Origin of the sequence: uncultured Clostridium sp., assembly GCF_900547735.1 — a bacterium.
Lineage (GTDB): Bacteria > Bacillota > Clostridia > Lachnospirales > Lachnospiraceae > Otoolea.
In genome coordinates this window covers 19,343-34,300 of record NZ_URHZ01000062.1, presented here as the reverse complement: position 1 = coordinate 34,300, position 14,958 = coordinate 19,343, and the positions used below count along the sequence as shown (strand labels likewise).

General features: G+C 48.3%; 14 protein-coding genes. All 14 read left to right on the top strand.

Annotated elements, in window-relative coordinates; translation table 11 throughout:
* Positions 1–240: 240 nt before the first annotated feature.
* Complete coding sequence (locus QZT18_RS17420) at positions 241–1,941, top strand: glutamine--tRNA ligase/YqeY domain fusion protein (RefSeq protein ID WP_294149821.1); 1,701 nt, start codon at positions 241–243, stop codon at positions 1,939–1,941.
* Between the two features lie 649 nt (positions 1,942–2,590).
* Complete coding sequence (locus tag QZT18_RS17415; RefSeq protein ID WP_294149819.1) at positions 2,591–2,878, top strand: OadG family protein; 288 nt, start codon at positions 2,591–2,593, stop codon at positions 2,876–2,878.
* Between the two features lie 46 nt (positions 2,879–2,924).
* Complete coding sequence (locus QZT18_RS17410; RefSeq protein WP_294149817.1) at positions 2,925–3,353, top strand: biotin/lipoyl-containing protein; 429 nt, start codon at positions 2,925–2,927, stop codon at positions 3,351–3,353.
* A 38-nt stretch (positions 3,354–3,391) separates the two neighbouring features.
* Positions 3,392–3,832, top strand: a complete 441-nt coding sequence (locus tag QZT18_RS17405) for a biotin/lipoyl-containing protein (RefSeq protein ID WP_294149814.1) — start codon at positions 3,392–3,394, stop codon at positions 3,830–3,832.
* 11 nt (positions 3,833–3,843) lie between these two features.
* Positions 3,844–4,983, top strand: a complete 1,140-nt coding sequence (locus QZT18_RS17400; RefSeq protein ID WP_125142191.1) for a sodium ion-translocating decarboxylase subunit beta — start codon at positions 3,844–3,846, stop codon at positions 4,981–4,983.
* A gap of 99 nt (positions 4,984–5,082) precedes the next feature.
* Complete coding sequence (gctA, locus tag QZT18_RS17395; protein ID WP_294149810.1) at positions 5,083–6,045, top strand: glutaconate CoA-transferase subunit A; 963 nt, start codon at positions 5,083–5,085, stop codon at positions 6,043–6,045.
* Between the two features lie 2 nt (positions 6,046–6,047).
* Complete coding sequence (gctB, locus tag QZT18_RS17390; protein WP_125142193.1) at positions 6,048–6,854, top strand: glutaconate CoA-transferase subunit B; 807 nt, start codon at positions 6,048–6,050, stop codon at positions 6,852–6,854.
* Between the two features lie 95 nt (positions 6,855–6,949).
* Positions 6,950–8,716, top strand: coding sequence for an acyl-CoA carboxylase subunit beta (locus QZT18_RS17385; RefSeq protein ID WP_294149808.1), 1,767 nt, complete (start codon positions 6,950–6,952; stop codon positions 8,714–8,716).
* 338 nt (positions 8,717–9,054) lie between these two features.
* Positions 9,055–9,861, top strand: a complete 807-nt coding sequence (gene hgdC / locus QZT18_RS17380; protein ID WP_125142195.1) for a (R)-2-hydroxyglutaryl-CoA dehydratase activase HgdC — start codon at positions 9,055–9,057, stop codon at positions 9,859–9,861.
* A 21-nt stretch (positions 9,862–9,882) separates the two neighbouring features.
* Entirely contained in the window at positions 9,883–11,322 is a 1,440-nt protein-coding gene (hgdA, locus tag QZT18_RS17375; protein WP_294149804.1) for a (R)-2-hydroxyglutaryl-CoA dehydratase subunit alpha, read from the top strand.
* A gap of 4 nt (positions 11,323–11,326) precedes the next feature.
* The gene (gene hgdB / locus QZT18_RS17370) at positions 11,327–12,478 is read left to right on the top strand and encodes a (R)-2-hydroxyglutaryl-CoA dehydratase subunit beta (RefSeq protein WP_294149802.1); all 1,152 of its coding nucleotides are present in this window, start codon (positions 11,327–11,329) and stop codon (positions 12,476–12,478) included.
* Between the two features lie 80 nt (positions 12,479–12,558).
* On the top strand, positions 12,559–12,762 hold the full coding sequence (locus QZT18_RS17365; protein ID WP_294149800.1) for a hypothetical protein: 204 nt from the start codon (positions 12,559–12,561) through the stop codon (positions 12,760–12,762).
* Positions 12,763–13,088: 326 nt separating this feature from the next.
* Positions 13,089–13,853 (top strand): SDR family oxidoreductase, encoded by a 765-nt coding sequence (locus QZT18_RS17360; RefSeq protein WP_294149798.1) that lies wholly within the window; start codon positions 13,089–13,091, stop codon positions 13,851–13,853.
* A gap of 68 nt (positions 13,854–13,921) precedes the next feature.
* Positions 13,922–14,950: an alcohol dehydrogenase catalytic domain-containing protein gene (locus QZT18_RS17355; RefSeq protein WP_294149796.1), complete on the top strand. Its 1,029-nt coding sequence runs from the start codon at positions 13,922–13,924 to the stop codon at positions 14,948–14,950.
* Positions 14,951–14,958 lie beyond the last annotated feature (8 nt).

Below are 14,958 nucleotides of genomic sequence, written 5' to 3'. Positions count from 1 at the left end.
CACCACCCCGTCCGCCGTCTTACAGAGGCGTCCTCGCATCTCAATTAAATCTCTATTTACAAAGTTTTTGTGGAATACTGCTTTTCCAATGTTACAAAATGTGATATGATATTAGGAAATATTTGCTCTGAACAGAATAGATTGTGCGAAAACTTCGGTAAAATGGGCGCAGCGGCCCGGCTGAAGCGGCACACAACAGAGTTCTATACTATAGAGAAGCAGTAAACGGAGGGAATGCTTATGGAAGAAAATAAGAATGTAATAGCTGAAGCGGGAGATAAGGAAGAGGCCGTGTCAAAGAACTTTATCGAGCGTGAGATTGATAAGGATCTGGCAGAGGGTGTCTACAATCATGTCCAGACAAGATTCCCACCGGAACCGAACGGATATCTCCATATCGGTCATGCCAAGTCCATTATTTTAAACTCCGGACTGGCTGCGGAATATAACGGTAAATTCAACCTGCGTTTTGACGATACCAATCCGACGAAAGAGAAGACGGAATTCGTGGAGTCCATCATCGAGGATGTGAAGTGGCTGGGAGCCGATTTTGAGGACAGGCTGTTTTTTGCTTCCGACTATTTCCAGACCATGTACGACTGTGCAGTTCTTCTTATTAAAAAGGGCAAGGCATTTGTCTGCGACCTGACGGCCGACCAGATACGCGAATACAGAGGAGATTTTAACAACCCGGGCAAGGAGAGTCCATACCGCAGCCGAAGTGTGGAGGAGAACCTGGAGCTGTTTGAGAATATGAAGAATGGCGTCTACAAGGACGGCGAGAAGGTTCTGAGAGCCAAGATCGATATGGCGTCCCCGAATATCAACATGAGGGATCCGGTTATCTACCGGGTTGCCCATATGAGCCACCACAACACAGGCGACAAGTGGTGCATCTATCCGATGTACGATTTTGCCCATCCGATCGAGGATGCGATCGAGCATATTACGCATTCCATCTGCACCCTTGAATTTGAGGATCACCGTCCTCTGTACGACTGGGTCGTGAAAGAATGCGAATTTGAGAACCCGCCGCGTCAGATCGAATTTGCCAAGATGTACCTGACCAATGTGGTTACCGGTAAGAGATATATTAAGAAACTGGTGGAGGACGGAGTGGTAGACGGCTGGGATGACCCGCGTCTCGTCACAATCGCCGCACTCAGAAGAAGAGGCTTTACTCCTCAGTCCCTGCGCAAGTTCGTGGAACTGGCCGGAGTATCCAAAGCAGATAACTCCATCGACAGCGCCATGCTTGAATACTGCCTGCGCGAAGATTTGAAATTATCGAAAGCCAGGGTTATGGCGATTCTGGATCCGATCAAGCTGGTGATTGACAATTATCCGGAAGGACAGATAGAAGAGCTGGAGGCGCCGAACAACCTGGAGAATGAATCCCTGGGATCCAGAAAGCTGCCTTTCAGCCGTGAGCTTTATATAGAAAGAGAAGACTTCATGGAGGAGCCGCCGAAGAAGTATTTCCGTTTGTTCCCGGGCAACGAAGTGCGTCTGATGAATGCATATTTTGTGACATGTACCGGCTGTGAGAAGGATGAGAACGGCAATGTGACGGTTGTTCACTGTACCTACGACCCGGAGACGAAGAGCGGTTCCGGATTCAATGCAAGGAAGGTAAAGGGCACAATCCACTGGGTGGCGGTACCGACGGCGCTGAAAGCGGAATGCCGCCTCTATGAGAACCTGATCGACGAGGAGAAGGGCAAACTCAATGCGGACGGAACACTGAACCTGAATCCGAATTCCCTTACAATCTTAAAGGAGTGCTACGTGGAGCCAAGCCTGAAAGAGGCTAAGGCCTTTGACAGCTTCCAGTTTGTAAGAAACGGATACTTCTGTGTGGACTGCAAGGACAGCGCACCGGGAGCGCCGGTATTCAACCGTATCGTTTCCCTGAAGAGTTCGTTTAAAATTGCAAAATAAAAACCGCCGTAATGATTAGCGGGTTAAAAAGATGATATAATTATAATAGGAAGAAAGAGGGTGCCTGACACTCTCTTTTTTCGATTCATAGGAAATTACGCCCTATTCCGGGAAGGAACACACAGCGGCAGAAAATACAAATGGTGAAGCCGAAAGGCCAAAGCGCCCTCATAAGAAGTGTATAGAAAATTACAGAAAAGAGCCGTATTGTTAAGAAAACGAAAAAGAAATGTAGGGATTTCGGAATAAAGATGAAGAGTCTTTGAATTGTAGAAAGAGGGCGAAGAATAATGAAAATAAACATGTAAAATGGTGTCGCAAAATGTCGGAAAACCTTGATTTTATAAGAGGTTTTACCCAATTGAAGAGGGCATTTTTTGTGCATATTTTATGAAACCCCCGGTTGACATTCAGGGGGGTTACTGTTATAATTTAGCCATAGTGAACTTGTAAGAATTAAAAGCATAAGCAAGTTTCACAAAGGGCTAAAAAGCCTTTATATTTTTTAAGCTTTTAAAAATGGAATGCATTCCACGATGTGGAATATTGTGAGACGTTATTTTGATAATATAATTTTTCACAAAGGAGTGCGAAACGAATAAGAAAGGTCTCACTTCGAGATCTGCTAAGAAGGAGGTGCAATGCACGTATGTGGACTGAATCAACAATGCCTTTTGGGCAGTCAGTCATCGTATCCCTGCTGGGACTTGCGGTAGTATTTATTACTCTCGTTACATTGGCTCTGTCAATCATCTTAATCTCTAAAATCCTGCGTACTATTATCAAGGACGGAGCGCAGAAGCCGGCCGTTGTGGCTGCTCCGGTTGTATCGGATGAAACAGACAAAGAGACACTGGCGGTACTTATGGCTACGATTGGTATGGATCTTGAATTACCAGCCGAGCAGTTTAAGATTGTAAACGTGAAGGAACTCTGATAGTTACCAGGAATGGAAGGAAATCGAAAGGAAGGTTACAGCAGTTATGAAGTATACGGCTACCCTCAATGGAAAACAGTATGAAGTAGAACTTGAAAGAGTTGGCGAATATGAGCCGATTCCGAGATATGGCGAGGCAGCACCTGCACCGGCAGCTCCAATTGCAGCTCCCGCAGCAGCACCGGCCCCGGCAGCAGCAGCTCCGGCTCCTGCACCAGCCCCAGTGGCAGCACCTGCACCAGCAGCAGCTCCCGCAGCAGGCGGCACAACAGTAGAAGCTCCAATGCCAGGTAAAGTACTTGACATCAAAGTAGCAGCAGGACAGGCAGTAAAATACGGCCAGGTTGTTATGACTATGGAAGCTATGAAGATGGAAACTGAAATCGTTGCACCGGCAGACGGTACGGTATCACAGGTTCTTGTGAAAGCAGGAGATGCTGTGGAGACCGGAACCGCAATGGTTGTTCTGAACTAATAGATTCACAAAAGCAATCGAAAGGATGTAAAAAGATTATGAAATATATTGCTACGATCAATGGCAAAAGATATGAAGTAGAAGTAGAGAGAGTAGAAGAGTACAAATCTCTGGACCGTAACGGTGTAGCAGCACCGAAGGCTCCGACACTGGCAAGCACGGCTCCGGCACAGAGACCGGCGGCACCTGCACCTGTAGCAGCAGCTCCGGCTCCTGTAGCAGCACCTGCAGCACCAGCAGCTCCGGCGGCAGCACCTGCAGCAGGCAGCACAACAGTGGAGGCTCCAATGCCAGGTAAAGTTCTGGATGTAAAAGTAGCAGTTGGCCAGGCTGTTAAATATGGCACTGTAGTAGCTATTATGGAAGCTATGAAGATGGAAACTGAAATTGTTGCACCGGCAGATGGCACAGTAAGCCAGATTCTTGTTAAGGCAGGGGATCCTGTAGATACTGGAGCTGCCATGGTTGTCCTTAACTAGGAGGTAGAGTAATGAACTTTTTTGAAATTATGAAGGAAATGCTGCTTCAGTCCGGTTTCGCAGCCCTGAGCTGGAAGAACCTGGTAATGTTTGCAATTTCCTTTGTCCTTTTATATTTTGCGATTAAAAAGCAGTATGAGCCGCTTCTTCTGCTTCCAATCGCATTCGGTATGTTTCTTGCAAACCTGCCGCTGGCAGATTTAATGAAAGAATCCGAGCCATGGTACACACAGGGTGTTCTGCGTATCATGTACGGCGGAGTTAAGTCCAGCTTATTCCCATGTCTCATCTTCCTCTGTGTAGGAGCGATGACGGACTTCGGACCATTAATTGCGAACCCAATCAGCTTACTGCTCGGTGCTGCGGCACAGTTCGGTATCTATATCGCATTCATGCTGGCTAACGCAACTGGCCTTTTCACCGTTGGTGAGGCAGCAGCTATCGGTATCATCGGAGGCGCTGACGGCCCTACAGCTATTTACATTGCCAACAACCTGGCACCGGATCTGGTTGCGCCGATTGCGGTTGCCGCCTATTCCTATATGGCCCTGATTCCTATGATTCAGCCGCCAATCATGAAACTGCTTACAACAAAGAAAGAGCGTTCCATCGTTATGAAACAGCTCCGTAAGGTAAGCAAGGTAGAGAAGGTAGTATTCCCGGTATTCGTAGTACTGTTCTGTTCTCTGCTTCTTCCGTCGGTAGCACCTCTTTTAGGTATGCTGATGCTTGGTAACCTGTTCCGTGAGTCCGGCGTAGTTGAGCGTCTTTCCGACACGGCACAGAACGCACTCTGTAACATCGTTACCATCATGCTTGGTACAACCGTAGGCGCTACGGCAAACGGAGATATCTTCCTCCGTGTACAGACAATCGCCATCATCGCTATGGGACTTATGGCATTCTGCTTCTCAACAGTGGGCGGTGTTCTGTTAGGCAAGCTTCTCTGCCTGATAACTGGAGGAAAAATCAATCCTCTTATCGGTTCCGCAGGTGTGTCTGCCGTTCCTATGGCAGCCCGTGTATCTCAGACGGTTGGTTCTAAAGAGAACCCAACTAACTTCCTTCTGATGCATGCGATGGGACCAAACGTAGCTGGTGTTATCGGTTCTGCGGTTGCAGCCGGTTTCTTCATGCTGATTTTTAAATAATTTTTGAGTTACTATTCACAGCCCTGCAATAGCAGCCCTGCGAACAGCAATAAATAATCTACGGTAGTTATAGAAAATTTTTATAAAGGAGGCTTTATTGTGAGTAATAAAGTGTGTACATTACAAGAGGCAGTTGCTAAGTATGTAGAAGACGGCGATTCGATCTCCTTCGGTGGTTTTACAACCAATAAAAAACCGATGGCTGCAGTGCGCGAGATTCTTCGCCAGGGCAAAAAAGATTTTATCGCATGGGCTGGTCCTGCCGGCTCTGACTGGGATATGTTAATTGGTGAGGATCGTGTTAAGGCATATATCAACTGCTATACCGCCGATTCAGGTGTTACCAACGTTTCCCGTCGTTTCCGTAAGAAAATTGAAGCAGGAGAACTGATTTACGAGGATTACTCCCAGGATGCCATCATGTTCATGCTTCATGCCGCTTCCTTAGGACTTCCTTTCTTACCAGTACGCTTTATGATCGGCTCCGGACTGGTAGACGAGTGGGGAATCAGCAAAGAAGTGCGTCAGACCATCGACAAGCTCTCTGATGACAAATTCGTATACGTAGAGAACCCATTCAAACCGGGCGAGAAAGTAGTTGCACTTCCTGTTCCGGAACTTGACACCGCTATTATCCATGTACAGAAAGCTTCTCCGGACGGAACATGTATCCTTCTGGGCGATGAGTTCCATGATATTGATATCGTTGTAGCAGCTAAGAAAGTTATTGTTACCTGTGAAGAACTTGTAAGCAATGATGTAATCCGCAGAGATCCGACCCTGACCAAGATTCCTTGCTTTACCGTAGATGCAGTTTGTGAAGTTCCTTACGGCGCATTCCCAACACAGTGCTACGGCTACTATGACTACGACAATGCTTTCCTGAAGGCATATGGTGCAGCCAGCAAGACGGAAGAAGATTTCAAGGCATTCTTAAACGAGTACGTTTATGGTGTTAAGGATCAGGCAGAATTTCTTGAGAAGATCGGTGTGAACCGTCTCCTTAAATTAAAAGTATCTGATGGATATGGCTATTCTACAGATGTGAGCAAGGAGGATTAATCATGGCTGACTATACAAAGTATACAAACAAAGAAATGCAGGCAATCACACTTGCCCAGCAGATCACAAATGATAATATTGCAATTGTAGGTACTGGACTTCCGTTAATCGGAGCATCCGTTGCAAAACGTTTATTTGCACCGAAATGCAACCTGATTGTTGAGAGCGGTCTGATGGACTGTTCCCCAATCGAGGTTCCGCGTTCCGTTGGTGACCTTCGTTTCATGGCACACTGCGGATGCCAGTGGCCGAATATCCGTTTCATCGGTTTTGAGGCGAATGAGTGGTTACATGACACAGACAGACTGATTGCCTTCATCGGCGGCGCTCAGATCGACCCTTACGGAAACGTAAACTCCACATGTATCGGTGATTACCATGCACCGAAGACACGTTTCACAGGTTCCGGCGGTGCAAACGCAATCGCAACCTTCTCTAACACAATCATCATGATTCAGCACGAGAAACGCCGTTTCATGCAGAAGATTGACTACGTTACAAGCCCAGGCTGGATCGATGGACCTGGCGGACGTGAGAGACTTGGTCTTCCGGGCAACCGCGGACCGCAGGCAGTTGTTACCGACCGCGGTATCCTCAAATTTGACGAGAAGACAAAGAGAATGTACCTTGCAGGCTACTATGAGACATCTTCACCGGAAGACGTTATCGAGAACACAGGATTCGATATCGACGTATCCAGAGCAGTGAAGCTGGAAGCTCCGTCACCGGACGTTATCCGCATGATCCGTGAAGAGATCGACCCGGGCCAGGCATTTATCCAGGTTCCAAAGGAAGAGCCGGCTAACTAATTTTAGTCTGAAATGTCTTACATACGCTGCGGTGGCCCAGGCTGCCGCAGCGGAATAACCATAGTCAAGTGATTAAAGAATAGGAGAATGAAGACATGAATATGTATTCCATGCCAGGATATTTCCAGAACATGCCTACAATTGGTAAAGAACTGGTTAATCCGAATCCGGAAAATGAGCAGGAAATCAAAGCTGTTGAGGGTGACATCCATGAGTCTATCAAAAAAGCTCTTGCAGCAGGCATTACTTCTGAAGAGAAGTTAAACGAGCGCGGACAGTTATCTGCTATGCAGCGTATCAACGCATTAATCGATGCTGGTACATGGTGCCCGTTAAACAGCCTTTTCAATCCTGAGAACAACAAATTTGGCACAACAAACATCGTAAACGGCCTTGGCCGCGTAGATGGAAAATGGGTTTATATCGTAGCTTCCGATAACAAGAAGATGGCCGGCGCCTGGGTACCTGGACAGGCAGAGAACCTGATTCGCTGCTCCGATGCTGCCAAGATGATGCATCTTCCATTAATCTACTTACTGAACTGCTCCGGTGTAGAATTCCCGAACCAGGATAAAGTATATCCAAACAGACGTGGCGGCGGTACACCATTCTTCCGTAACTCTGAATTAAACCAGCTCGGTATTCCGGTAATCGTAGGTATCTACGGAACCAACCCGGCAGGCGGCGGATACCACAGCATTTCCCCGACGATTCTGATTGCACATCAGGATGCCAATATGGCAGTCGGCGGAGCAGGCATCTTATCCGGTATGAACCCGAAGGGATATATCGACGACGAAGCGGCAGAGCAGATCATCGCAGCTCAGATCGAAAACAGCAAGCTGAAAGTTCCGGCTCCTGGTTCCGTTCCGATCCACTATGATGAGACTGGATTCTTCCGTGAAGTATACCAGAACGACTTAGGCGTAATCGAGGGTATCAAGAAATACATCAGCTACCTTCCTGCTTACAACTTAGAGTTCTTCCGTGTTGACACACCAAAGGCTCCTCAGCTTCCTGCAGAAGACCTTTACAGCATCATCCCGATGAACCAGAAACGTCCGTACGATATGTACGAAGTAATCGCACGTCTCTTCGACAACAGCGAATTCTCCGAATTCAAGAAGGGATACGGCCCGGAGATGATTACCGGTCTGGCTAAGGTTAACGGTCTGTTAGTAGGTGTTGTAGCCAACGCACAGGGCCTTCTGATGAACTATCCGGAGTACAAACAGAACTCCGTAGGTATCGGCGGCAAGTTATACCGTCAGGGCCTTATCAAGATGAACGAATTCGTTACTCTCTGCGCACGTGACAGAATCCCGTTAATCTGGTTACAGGATACAACCGGTATCGATGTAGGTGACGAGGCTGAGAAAGCTGAGCTTCTTGGTTTAGGACAGTCCCTGATCTACTCCATCGAGAACTCCAAACTGCCATCCTTAGAGATCACCGTTCGTAAGGCCAGCGCTGCTGCACACTACGTACTTGGCGGACCTCAGGGCAACAACACCAACGTATTCTCTCTTGGTACGGGTGTTTGCGAGTACTACGTAATGCCGGGCGAGACGGCTGCAAACGCTATGTACTCCAGAAAACTGGTTAAAGCGAAAAAAGCCGGTGAAGATTTAACTCCAATCATCGGAAAGATGAACGACATGATTCAGATGTACACAGACAAGTCCCGTCCTAAATACTGTACAGAAAAAGGTATGGTAGACGAGATTGTCGATATGACAGAGATGCGTCCATACATCCAGGCATTTACTGAGGCTGCTTATCAGAACCCACAGTCCATCTGCCCGATGCATCAGATGCTCACCCCAAGATCCGTTCGTGAATTTCAGACCTTCGGTAAATAATTAATTTGTATCTAAAAACAAAGTGAATGTATAAGTGAAAACGCTGCGTGCATAAAACAATTGATAGTTGATAGTAAGATAGTAGATAGTAAAAAAGTCTGAGACTTTTCAGATAAATCGGGCAAGGGCTGCTGGAACCTTTGCTCGATTTATCTGTATCCCCGGGCGGATAAAGGTTTTTTAATAACTGTCTTATCAATTATTTTATAGCGTTTTATGTATTTTCCAGCGACTTTTAGCACGTTTTGTGGTATCATGGACTCGTAAGCGGTGTGCCTGGATATGCCGGAACGCCGTGTAATAAGAACTTTTTAGCCTAATGAAAGGAAATAGATACAATGAGCGCAATTTATACTTTAGGTATCGATGTCGGCTCCACAGCCTCCAAATGCATCATTTTAAAAGACGGCAAAGAGATTGTGGCAAAATCGTTGATTGATGTCGGCGCTGGTACCAGCGGACCGCAGCGCGCGATTGAGGCCGTGCTCGATGATATAGGCATGAAAAAAGAAGAGATGGCTTATACACTGGCAACGGGCTATGGCCGTACCTCTCTGATGGATGGTATTGCCGACAAGCAGATGAGCGAGCTTTCATGTCATGCTAAAGGAGCTTCCTTTCTGTTTCCAAATGTCCACACAGTCATCGATATCGGAGGACAGGATGTCAAAGTCCTGCACATTGACAATGGTGCAATGACCAATTTCCAGATGAATGACAAGTGTGCGGCCGGAACGGGACGGTTCCTGGATGTTATGGCGCGCGTTTTGGAAGTAAAGGTAGCAGATCTGGGCAGGCTCGGCGCAATGTCCCAGAAGAAGGTGGGAATCAGTTCCACCTGTACCGTTTTTGCCGAGAGTGAGGTTATAAGCCAGTTGGCGATGGGAACCGACAAATGCGATATTATTGCCGGAATTCACCGCTCGGTGGCTCATCGTGTCACAGGGCTCGCCCACCGTATCGGTGTGGTGCCGGATGTTGTTATGACCGGCGGCGTTGCTCAGAACCTGGGTGTTGTTCAGGCACTTCAGGATGAGCTTGGATGTCCGATTAAGATTTCCCCGCTGACACAGTATAATGGTGCGCTTGGCGCCGCTCTGCTTGCATGGCAGGCTGCCAGCCGCCGCAGTAGTAGTAATTCATAGAAAGAATGGAGGATAATTATTATGGCAAAACAAGTTAGTCCTGGCGTTCTCGCACTTCGTAAGGTCGTTGACGACGTCCACAAAGATGCACGCGAGGCCAAAGCAAGAGGCGAGTTAGTTGGCTGGTCCTCATCCAAGTTCCCATGTGAACTTGCAGCAGCATTTGATCTGAATGTTATGTATCCGGAGAATCAGGCTGCTGGTATCGCTGCAAACCGTTACGGTGAGTTAATGTGTCAGGCAGCCGAAGATCTGGGCTATGACAACGATATCTGTGGATATGCCCGTATCAGCCTTGCTTATGCAGCCGGCGTACGTGTATCCCGTAAGTATGATCCGGAGACAGGAGAGTATATCATCGATCCAAGCACCGGAAAACCATTAAAGGATGCAGACGGAAACGTAGTAATCGACGAAGCTACCGGTAAGCCGAAGAAAGATCCTAAGACTCAGACTCCTTACCTGGTACTGGATAACCTGCTTGAGATTGAAGCTCTTCCGGACAGCCCTGAAAAAGAGCGCCGTATGGAAGCGATCGCAACAATCCGCCAGATGCGTATTCCGCAGCCGGATTTCGTTCTGTGCTGTAACAATATCTGTAACTGTATGACAAAATGGTACGAGAACATTGCCCGTATGTGCAATATTCCGCTGATCATGATCGATATCCCATACAACAATACAGTTGACGTACATGATGACAACGTTAAATATGTACGCGCACAGTTTGACAAAGCAATCAAACAGCTGGAAGAACTGACAGGCAAGAAGTTTGACGAGAAGAAATTCGAGAAAGCTTGTTCAAATGCAAACCGTACCGCTCAGGCATGGTTAAGCGTTTGTGATTACCTTCAGTACAAACCCGCTCCATACAGTGGTTTCGACCTGTTCAACCATATGGCCGACGTTGTTACCGCACGTGCAAGAGTGGAAGCTGCCGAAGCATTTGAGCTTCTTGCAAGAGATCTGGAAGAGACAGTTAAGAAGGGTGAGACAACAACTCCATTCCCGGAGAAATACCGTGTTATGTTCGAGGGTATCCCATGCTGGCCAAAACTTCCGGCTCTGTTTAAACCGCTGAAAGAGCATGGAGTAAACGTTACAGCCGTTGTATATGCACCTGCATTCGGTTTCGTTTACAAAAACATCGATGAGATGGCCCGTGCTTACTATAAAGCTCCGAACTCCGTCTGCATCGAGCAGGGTGTTGACTGGCGTGAAGGCATCTGCCGCGACAATAAGGTAGACGGCGTTCTCGTTCATTACAACAGAAGCTGTAAACCGTGGAGCGGTTATATGGCTGAGATGCAGCGCCGCTTTACCGACGATCTGGGCGTTCCATGCGCAGGCTTCGACGGTGACCAGGCTGACCCGCGTAACTTCAATGCCGCACAGTACGAAACACGTGTACAGGGCCTTGTAGAAGCGATGGAAGCAAACAAGCAGGCAAAGGAGGTATAATCAGATGAGCGTTAATGCATTATTCGAAGAATTTAAAGTAAAGGCTGCCACTCCGAAACAGCAGCTTGCAGAATACAAAGCACAGGGTAAAAAAGTCATCGGTGTTCTGCCATATTATGCTCCGGAAGAATTAGTTTATGCCGCAGGTATGGTACCGATGGGAATCTGGGGTTCCAACAATAAGACCATCAGCCGCGCAAAAGAGTACTGTGCAACATTCTACTGCACCATCGCTCAGCTCGCGCTGGAGATGCTGTTAGACGGCACCATGGACGACCTGGACGGAATCATCACACCAACGATCTGTGATACCCTGCGTCCTATGAGCCAGAACTTCCGTGTTTCCATGGGAGAGAAGATGGCAGTTATCTTCCTGGCACATCCGCAGAACCGTTTTGAGGACTTCGGTCTTCAGTTCTGTGTTGATCAGTACAGAACTGTTAAAGATGAGCTTGAGAAAGTATCCGGCAAAGAGATTACCAATGAGGCAATCCAGGATGCAATCAAAGTTTATAATAAGAGCCGTGCAGCCCGCCGTAAATTTGTAGAGCTGGCAAGCGCTCACTGCGACGTAGTTACACCTACCAAGCGTTCCGCTGTATTAAAGGCATTCTTCTTCATGGAGAAACCGGAATACATAGCCAAGCTTGAGGAACTGAACGCAGAGCTTGAGAAACTTCCGGTCTGTGACTGGCAGGGCACCAAGGTTGTTACCTCCGGTATCATCTGTGACAACCCGAAGCTGCTTGAAATCTTCGAAGAGAACAATATCGCTATCGCTGCAGACGACGTTGCCCACGAGAGCCGTGCATTCCGCACAGACGCTCCGGAGGACGAGGCCGACGCTCTGATGGCACTGGCAAAACAGTTTGCTAACGTGGACTACGAAGTTCTTCTGTATGATGCAGAGTCTTCCAAAAACCGCCGCGGCGAGTTCATTGCCAATATGGTAAAAGAAAGCGGAGCTCAGGGTCTTGTACTGTTTATGCAGCAGTTCTGTGATCCGGAGGAGATGGAGTATCCATACCTGAAGAAAGCTCTGATGGCTGCAGATATCCCGCACATCAAGCTGGGTATCGATCAGCAGATGCGTGACTTTGGTCAGGCAAGCACTGCTATCCAGGCATTTGCAGATGTTCTGGAGATGAGAAAGTAATTTAGCGGATGAAAATCCGGGGAATAGAGGGCGCTCCTGTAAAAGGGGGCGCCTTTTTCTGTGGGGGGGGAGAAATGAGGATGCGGAGGGGAGGTCCGGGATGGGGAGTGGGGGAGTGTGAGTCTTCGGTCCCGGGATGTAGGCTGCTGCAGGCGGGGGAATCCGGGAAGGTTTTGACGGGACCGAAGACGCGCAGTGTTTTGCCCATCCCGGACCGGCGGCGCCGCTATGTTTCCTGTTTCTTTGAAAAGGCGGGGATTGTTGCGGGCGTTATGTGGGATTGAGGGATGGGGGATTGCTGGTGGTGGGTGCATTATAGAGACTGTTTCTATGTTTTTGGTAGAAATGGTCTTTTTTTGGTGGTGAGGAGAAGGGGGAAAATGGGGATTGGTTCGGGAAGATACAATATAAATGGATTTTACAGAGTAAAACGGATAAATAGAGAAAGAATCTGATAAAAAATAGACAATTGATGAATTGTATGGATTGCATAATAATAAATATTTTTTTTGTGAATATTTTCTGTTGTATTGCTTGCTCGTGTATTTTATAATGTTTTTAGTAAATAAAACTTAGTTTTATACGGTAAAATATTTTGGAAAGGAGAAGTATGGTTTTAGACAGTTTTGTTTTGAAAGGCAAAGTTGCCCTCATCACTGGGGGAGGGACGGGGATTGGTTTGGGGATTGCGCGGGGGCTGGCGGAAGCGGGGGCGGATGTGGCCTGCGTGTATAACAGCCATAGGCCCGATGAGCTGGAGACATATGTGAAGGAGCTGGGAGGGGAATTCCTCGCGGTCCGCAGGGATTTGTCCGAGATGGAAAGTCTGCCGGAGGTCATGCGCTGCGTGCTGGAGAGGTTTGGACGGCTTGATATTCTTGTGAATAACTCCGGCATCTGTCCCCGGGAAGCGGCTCTGGATTACAGTGAGAAGACATGGGACGATATTATGCAGTTGAATTCGAAGACCGTGTTTTTCCTTTCCCAACTGGCCGCCAGACAGTTTATTGAGCAGAAGTCCGGGGGAAAGATTATTAATATTGCCTCGATGATGTCTTACCTGGGAGGGTTTAATACGGCGGCTTACACGGCCAGCAAGCATGCGGTGGCCGGGTTGACGAAGGTGCTTGCCAGCGAGTGGGGAGGCCGGGGGATTAATGTCAATGCGATAGCTCCCGGATGGATTTCTACCAATCTGTCGGCGCCGCTGCGGGCGGATCCGCAGAGGAATGAGTCGGTGAAGGCCAGAATTCCGCAGGGAGACTGGGGAACTCCGGAAGATTTTAAAGGGGTGGCGGTACTTCTTGCAAGCAGCGCTTCGGACTACATTAACGGCGTGGTTATTCCGGTTGATGGAGGCTACCTGACCAAGTAAGGGAGGTTGTCCGGCCGGGTAAGGAAGACCGCCTGCTCAGATAAGGGCGCGGGAGGGAGAGTGATTGAATGAAGGCATTGGTACTGAACGGTGCATATGATTTTAGCTTCGAAGAGAGAAGCATGCCGGAGCGAAAGGACGGGGAAATTCTGATTAGAATGCGGGCTGTGAGCATTTGCGGTTCCGATATCCACGCGATCAGAGGAGAGCAGCCGCTGTTTACCTTTCCGAGGGTGATAGGGCATGAGATATCGGCGGTTGTGGCGGATGCGGGGGATTCAGCAAAGTTCAGGGAGGGAGACAGCGTATGCGTTATGCCGTGTATCCCCTGTGATTCCTGCATGGCCTGTAAGGCAGGTAAGACAAACTGCTGCAGTTTTCTGAAGCTTTACGGTGTCCATGAAGACGGAGGGCTGCAGGAGTATTTATCGCTGCCGGAGCGGTTTTTACTTAAGAATCCGTTTCCGGACAGACAGGAGGAGGCAGCCCTCATAGAACCGCTGACCATCGGTTATCACGCCGTATCGCGGATGCGGCCGGGACGGGGAAAGAGACTCCTGATTCTCGGAGCAGGACCGATCGGAACCGCATGCGCGGTGTGTGCGGAGGCGCTTGGGATGAATGCGGTATTGGCGGATATTAACCCGGCCAGGCGGGAATTTGTCCGGAAAACCTTTGGCTTTTCCGTCTTTAATCCCCTGGATGAGACGGAGAAAGCGGATGTCATGGGAGACATTGCCCAGGAAGGATTCGACGGGGTGATTGACACGACCGCCAATAAGAATTCGATGGAACATGCATTTGAATGGATTGGACATGGAGGCGAGATCGTATTTGTCGGTATGTTTAAAGGAATTCTTCAAATAGATGAGGCTGCTTTCCATATGAAAGAACCGTCGCTTCACGTTACGCGGAACTCGGTGCCCGAAGATTACCGGTCCGTTATGCGGCTGTGGGAAGAGGGGCTGGTGGACCCGGGCCTTTTTATCACGGACAGAACTGCGTTTGAAAACGCGGGGACCGAGGTTTTGAAATGGGCGGACGGGAGACAGGAGGTGTTTAAGGGGATTGTGGAATTTAGGGATTGTGAAATTTAAGGAGGGCG

Bases quoted from the DNA above. Each gene is read 5' to 3' on its own strand.
- QZT18_RS17365 (WP_294149800.1), top strand. From the start codon at position 12,559: ATGCGGAGGGGAGGTCCGGGATGGGGAGTGGGGGAGTGTGAGTCTTCG.
- QZT18_RS17405 (WP_294149814.1), top strand. From the start codon at position 3,392: ATGAAATATATTGCTACGATCAATGGCAAAAGATATGAAGTAGAAGTA.
- QZT18_RS17410 (WP_294149817.1), top strand. From the start codon at position 2,925: ATGAAGTATACGGCTACCCTCAATGGAAAACAGTATGAAGTAGAACTT.
- hgdB (WP_294149802.1), top strand. From the start codon at position 11,327: ATGAGCGTTAATGCATTATTCGAAGAATTTAAAGTAAAGGCTGCCACT.
- QZT18_RS17355 (WP_294149796.1), top strand. From the start codon at position 13,922: ATGAAGGCATTGGTACTGAACGGTGCATATGATTTTAGCTTCGAAGAG.
- gctB (WP_125142193.1), top strand. From the start codon at position 6,048: ATGGCTGACTATACAAAGTATACAAACAAAGAAATGCAGGCAATCACA.
- QZT18_RS17360 (WP_294149798.1), top strand. From the start codon at position 13,089: ATGGTTTTAGACAGTTTTGTTTTGAAAGGCAAAGTTGCCCTCATCACT.
- hgdA (WP_294149804.1), top strand. From the start codon at position 9,883: ATGGCAAAACAAGTTAGTCCTGGCGTTCTCGCACTTCGTAAGGTCGTT.
- QZT18_RS17415 (WP_294149819.1), top strand. From the start codon at position 2,591: ATGTGGACTGAATCAACAATGCCTTTTGGGCAGTCAGTCATCGTATCC.
- hgdC (WP_125142195.1), top strand. From the start codon at position 9,055: ATGAGCGCAATTTATACTTTAGGTATCGATGTCGGCTCCACAGCCTCC.
- QZT18_RS17420 (WP_294149821.1), top strand. From the start codon at position 241: ATGGAAGAAAATAAGAATGTAATAGCTGAAGCGGGAGATAAGGAAGAG.
- QZT18_RS17400 (WP_125142191.1), top strand. From the start codon at position 3,844: ATGAACTTTTTTGAAATTATGAAGGAAATGCTGCTTCAGTCCGGTTTC.
- QZT18_RS17385 (WP_294149808.1), top strand. From the start codon at position 6,950: ATGAATATGTATTCCATGCCAGGATATTTCCAGAACATGCCTACAATT.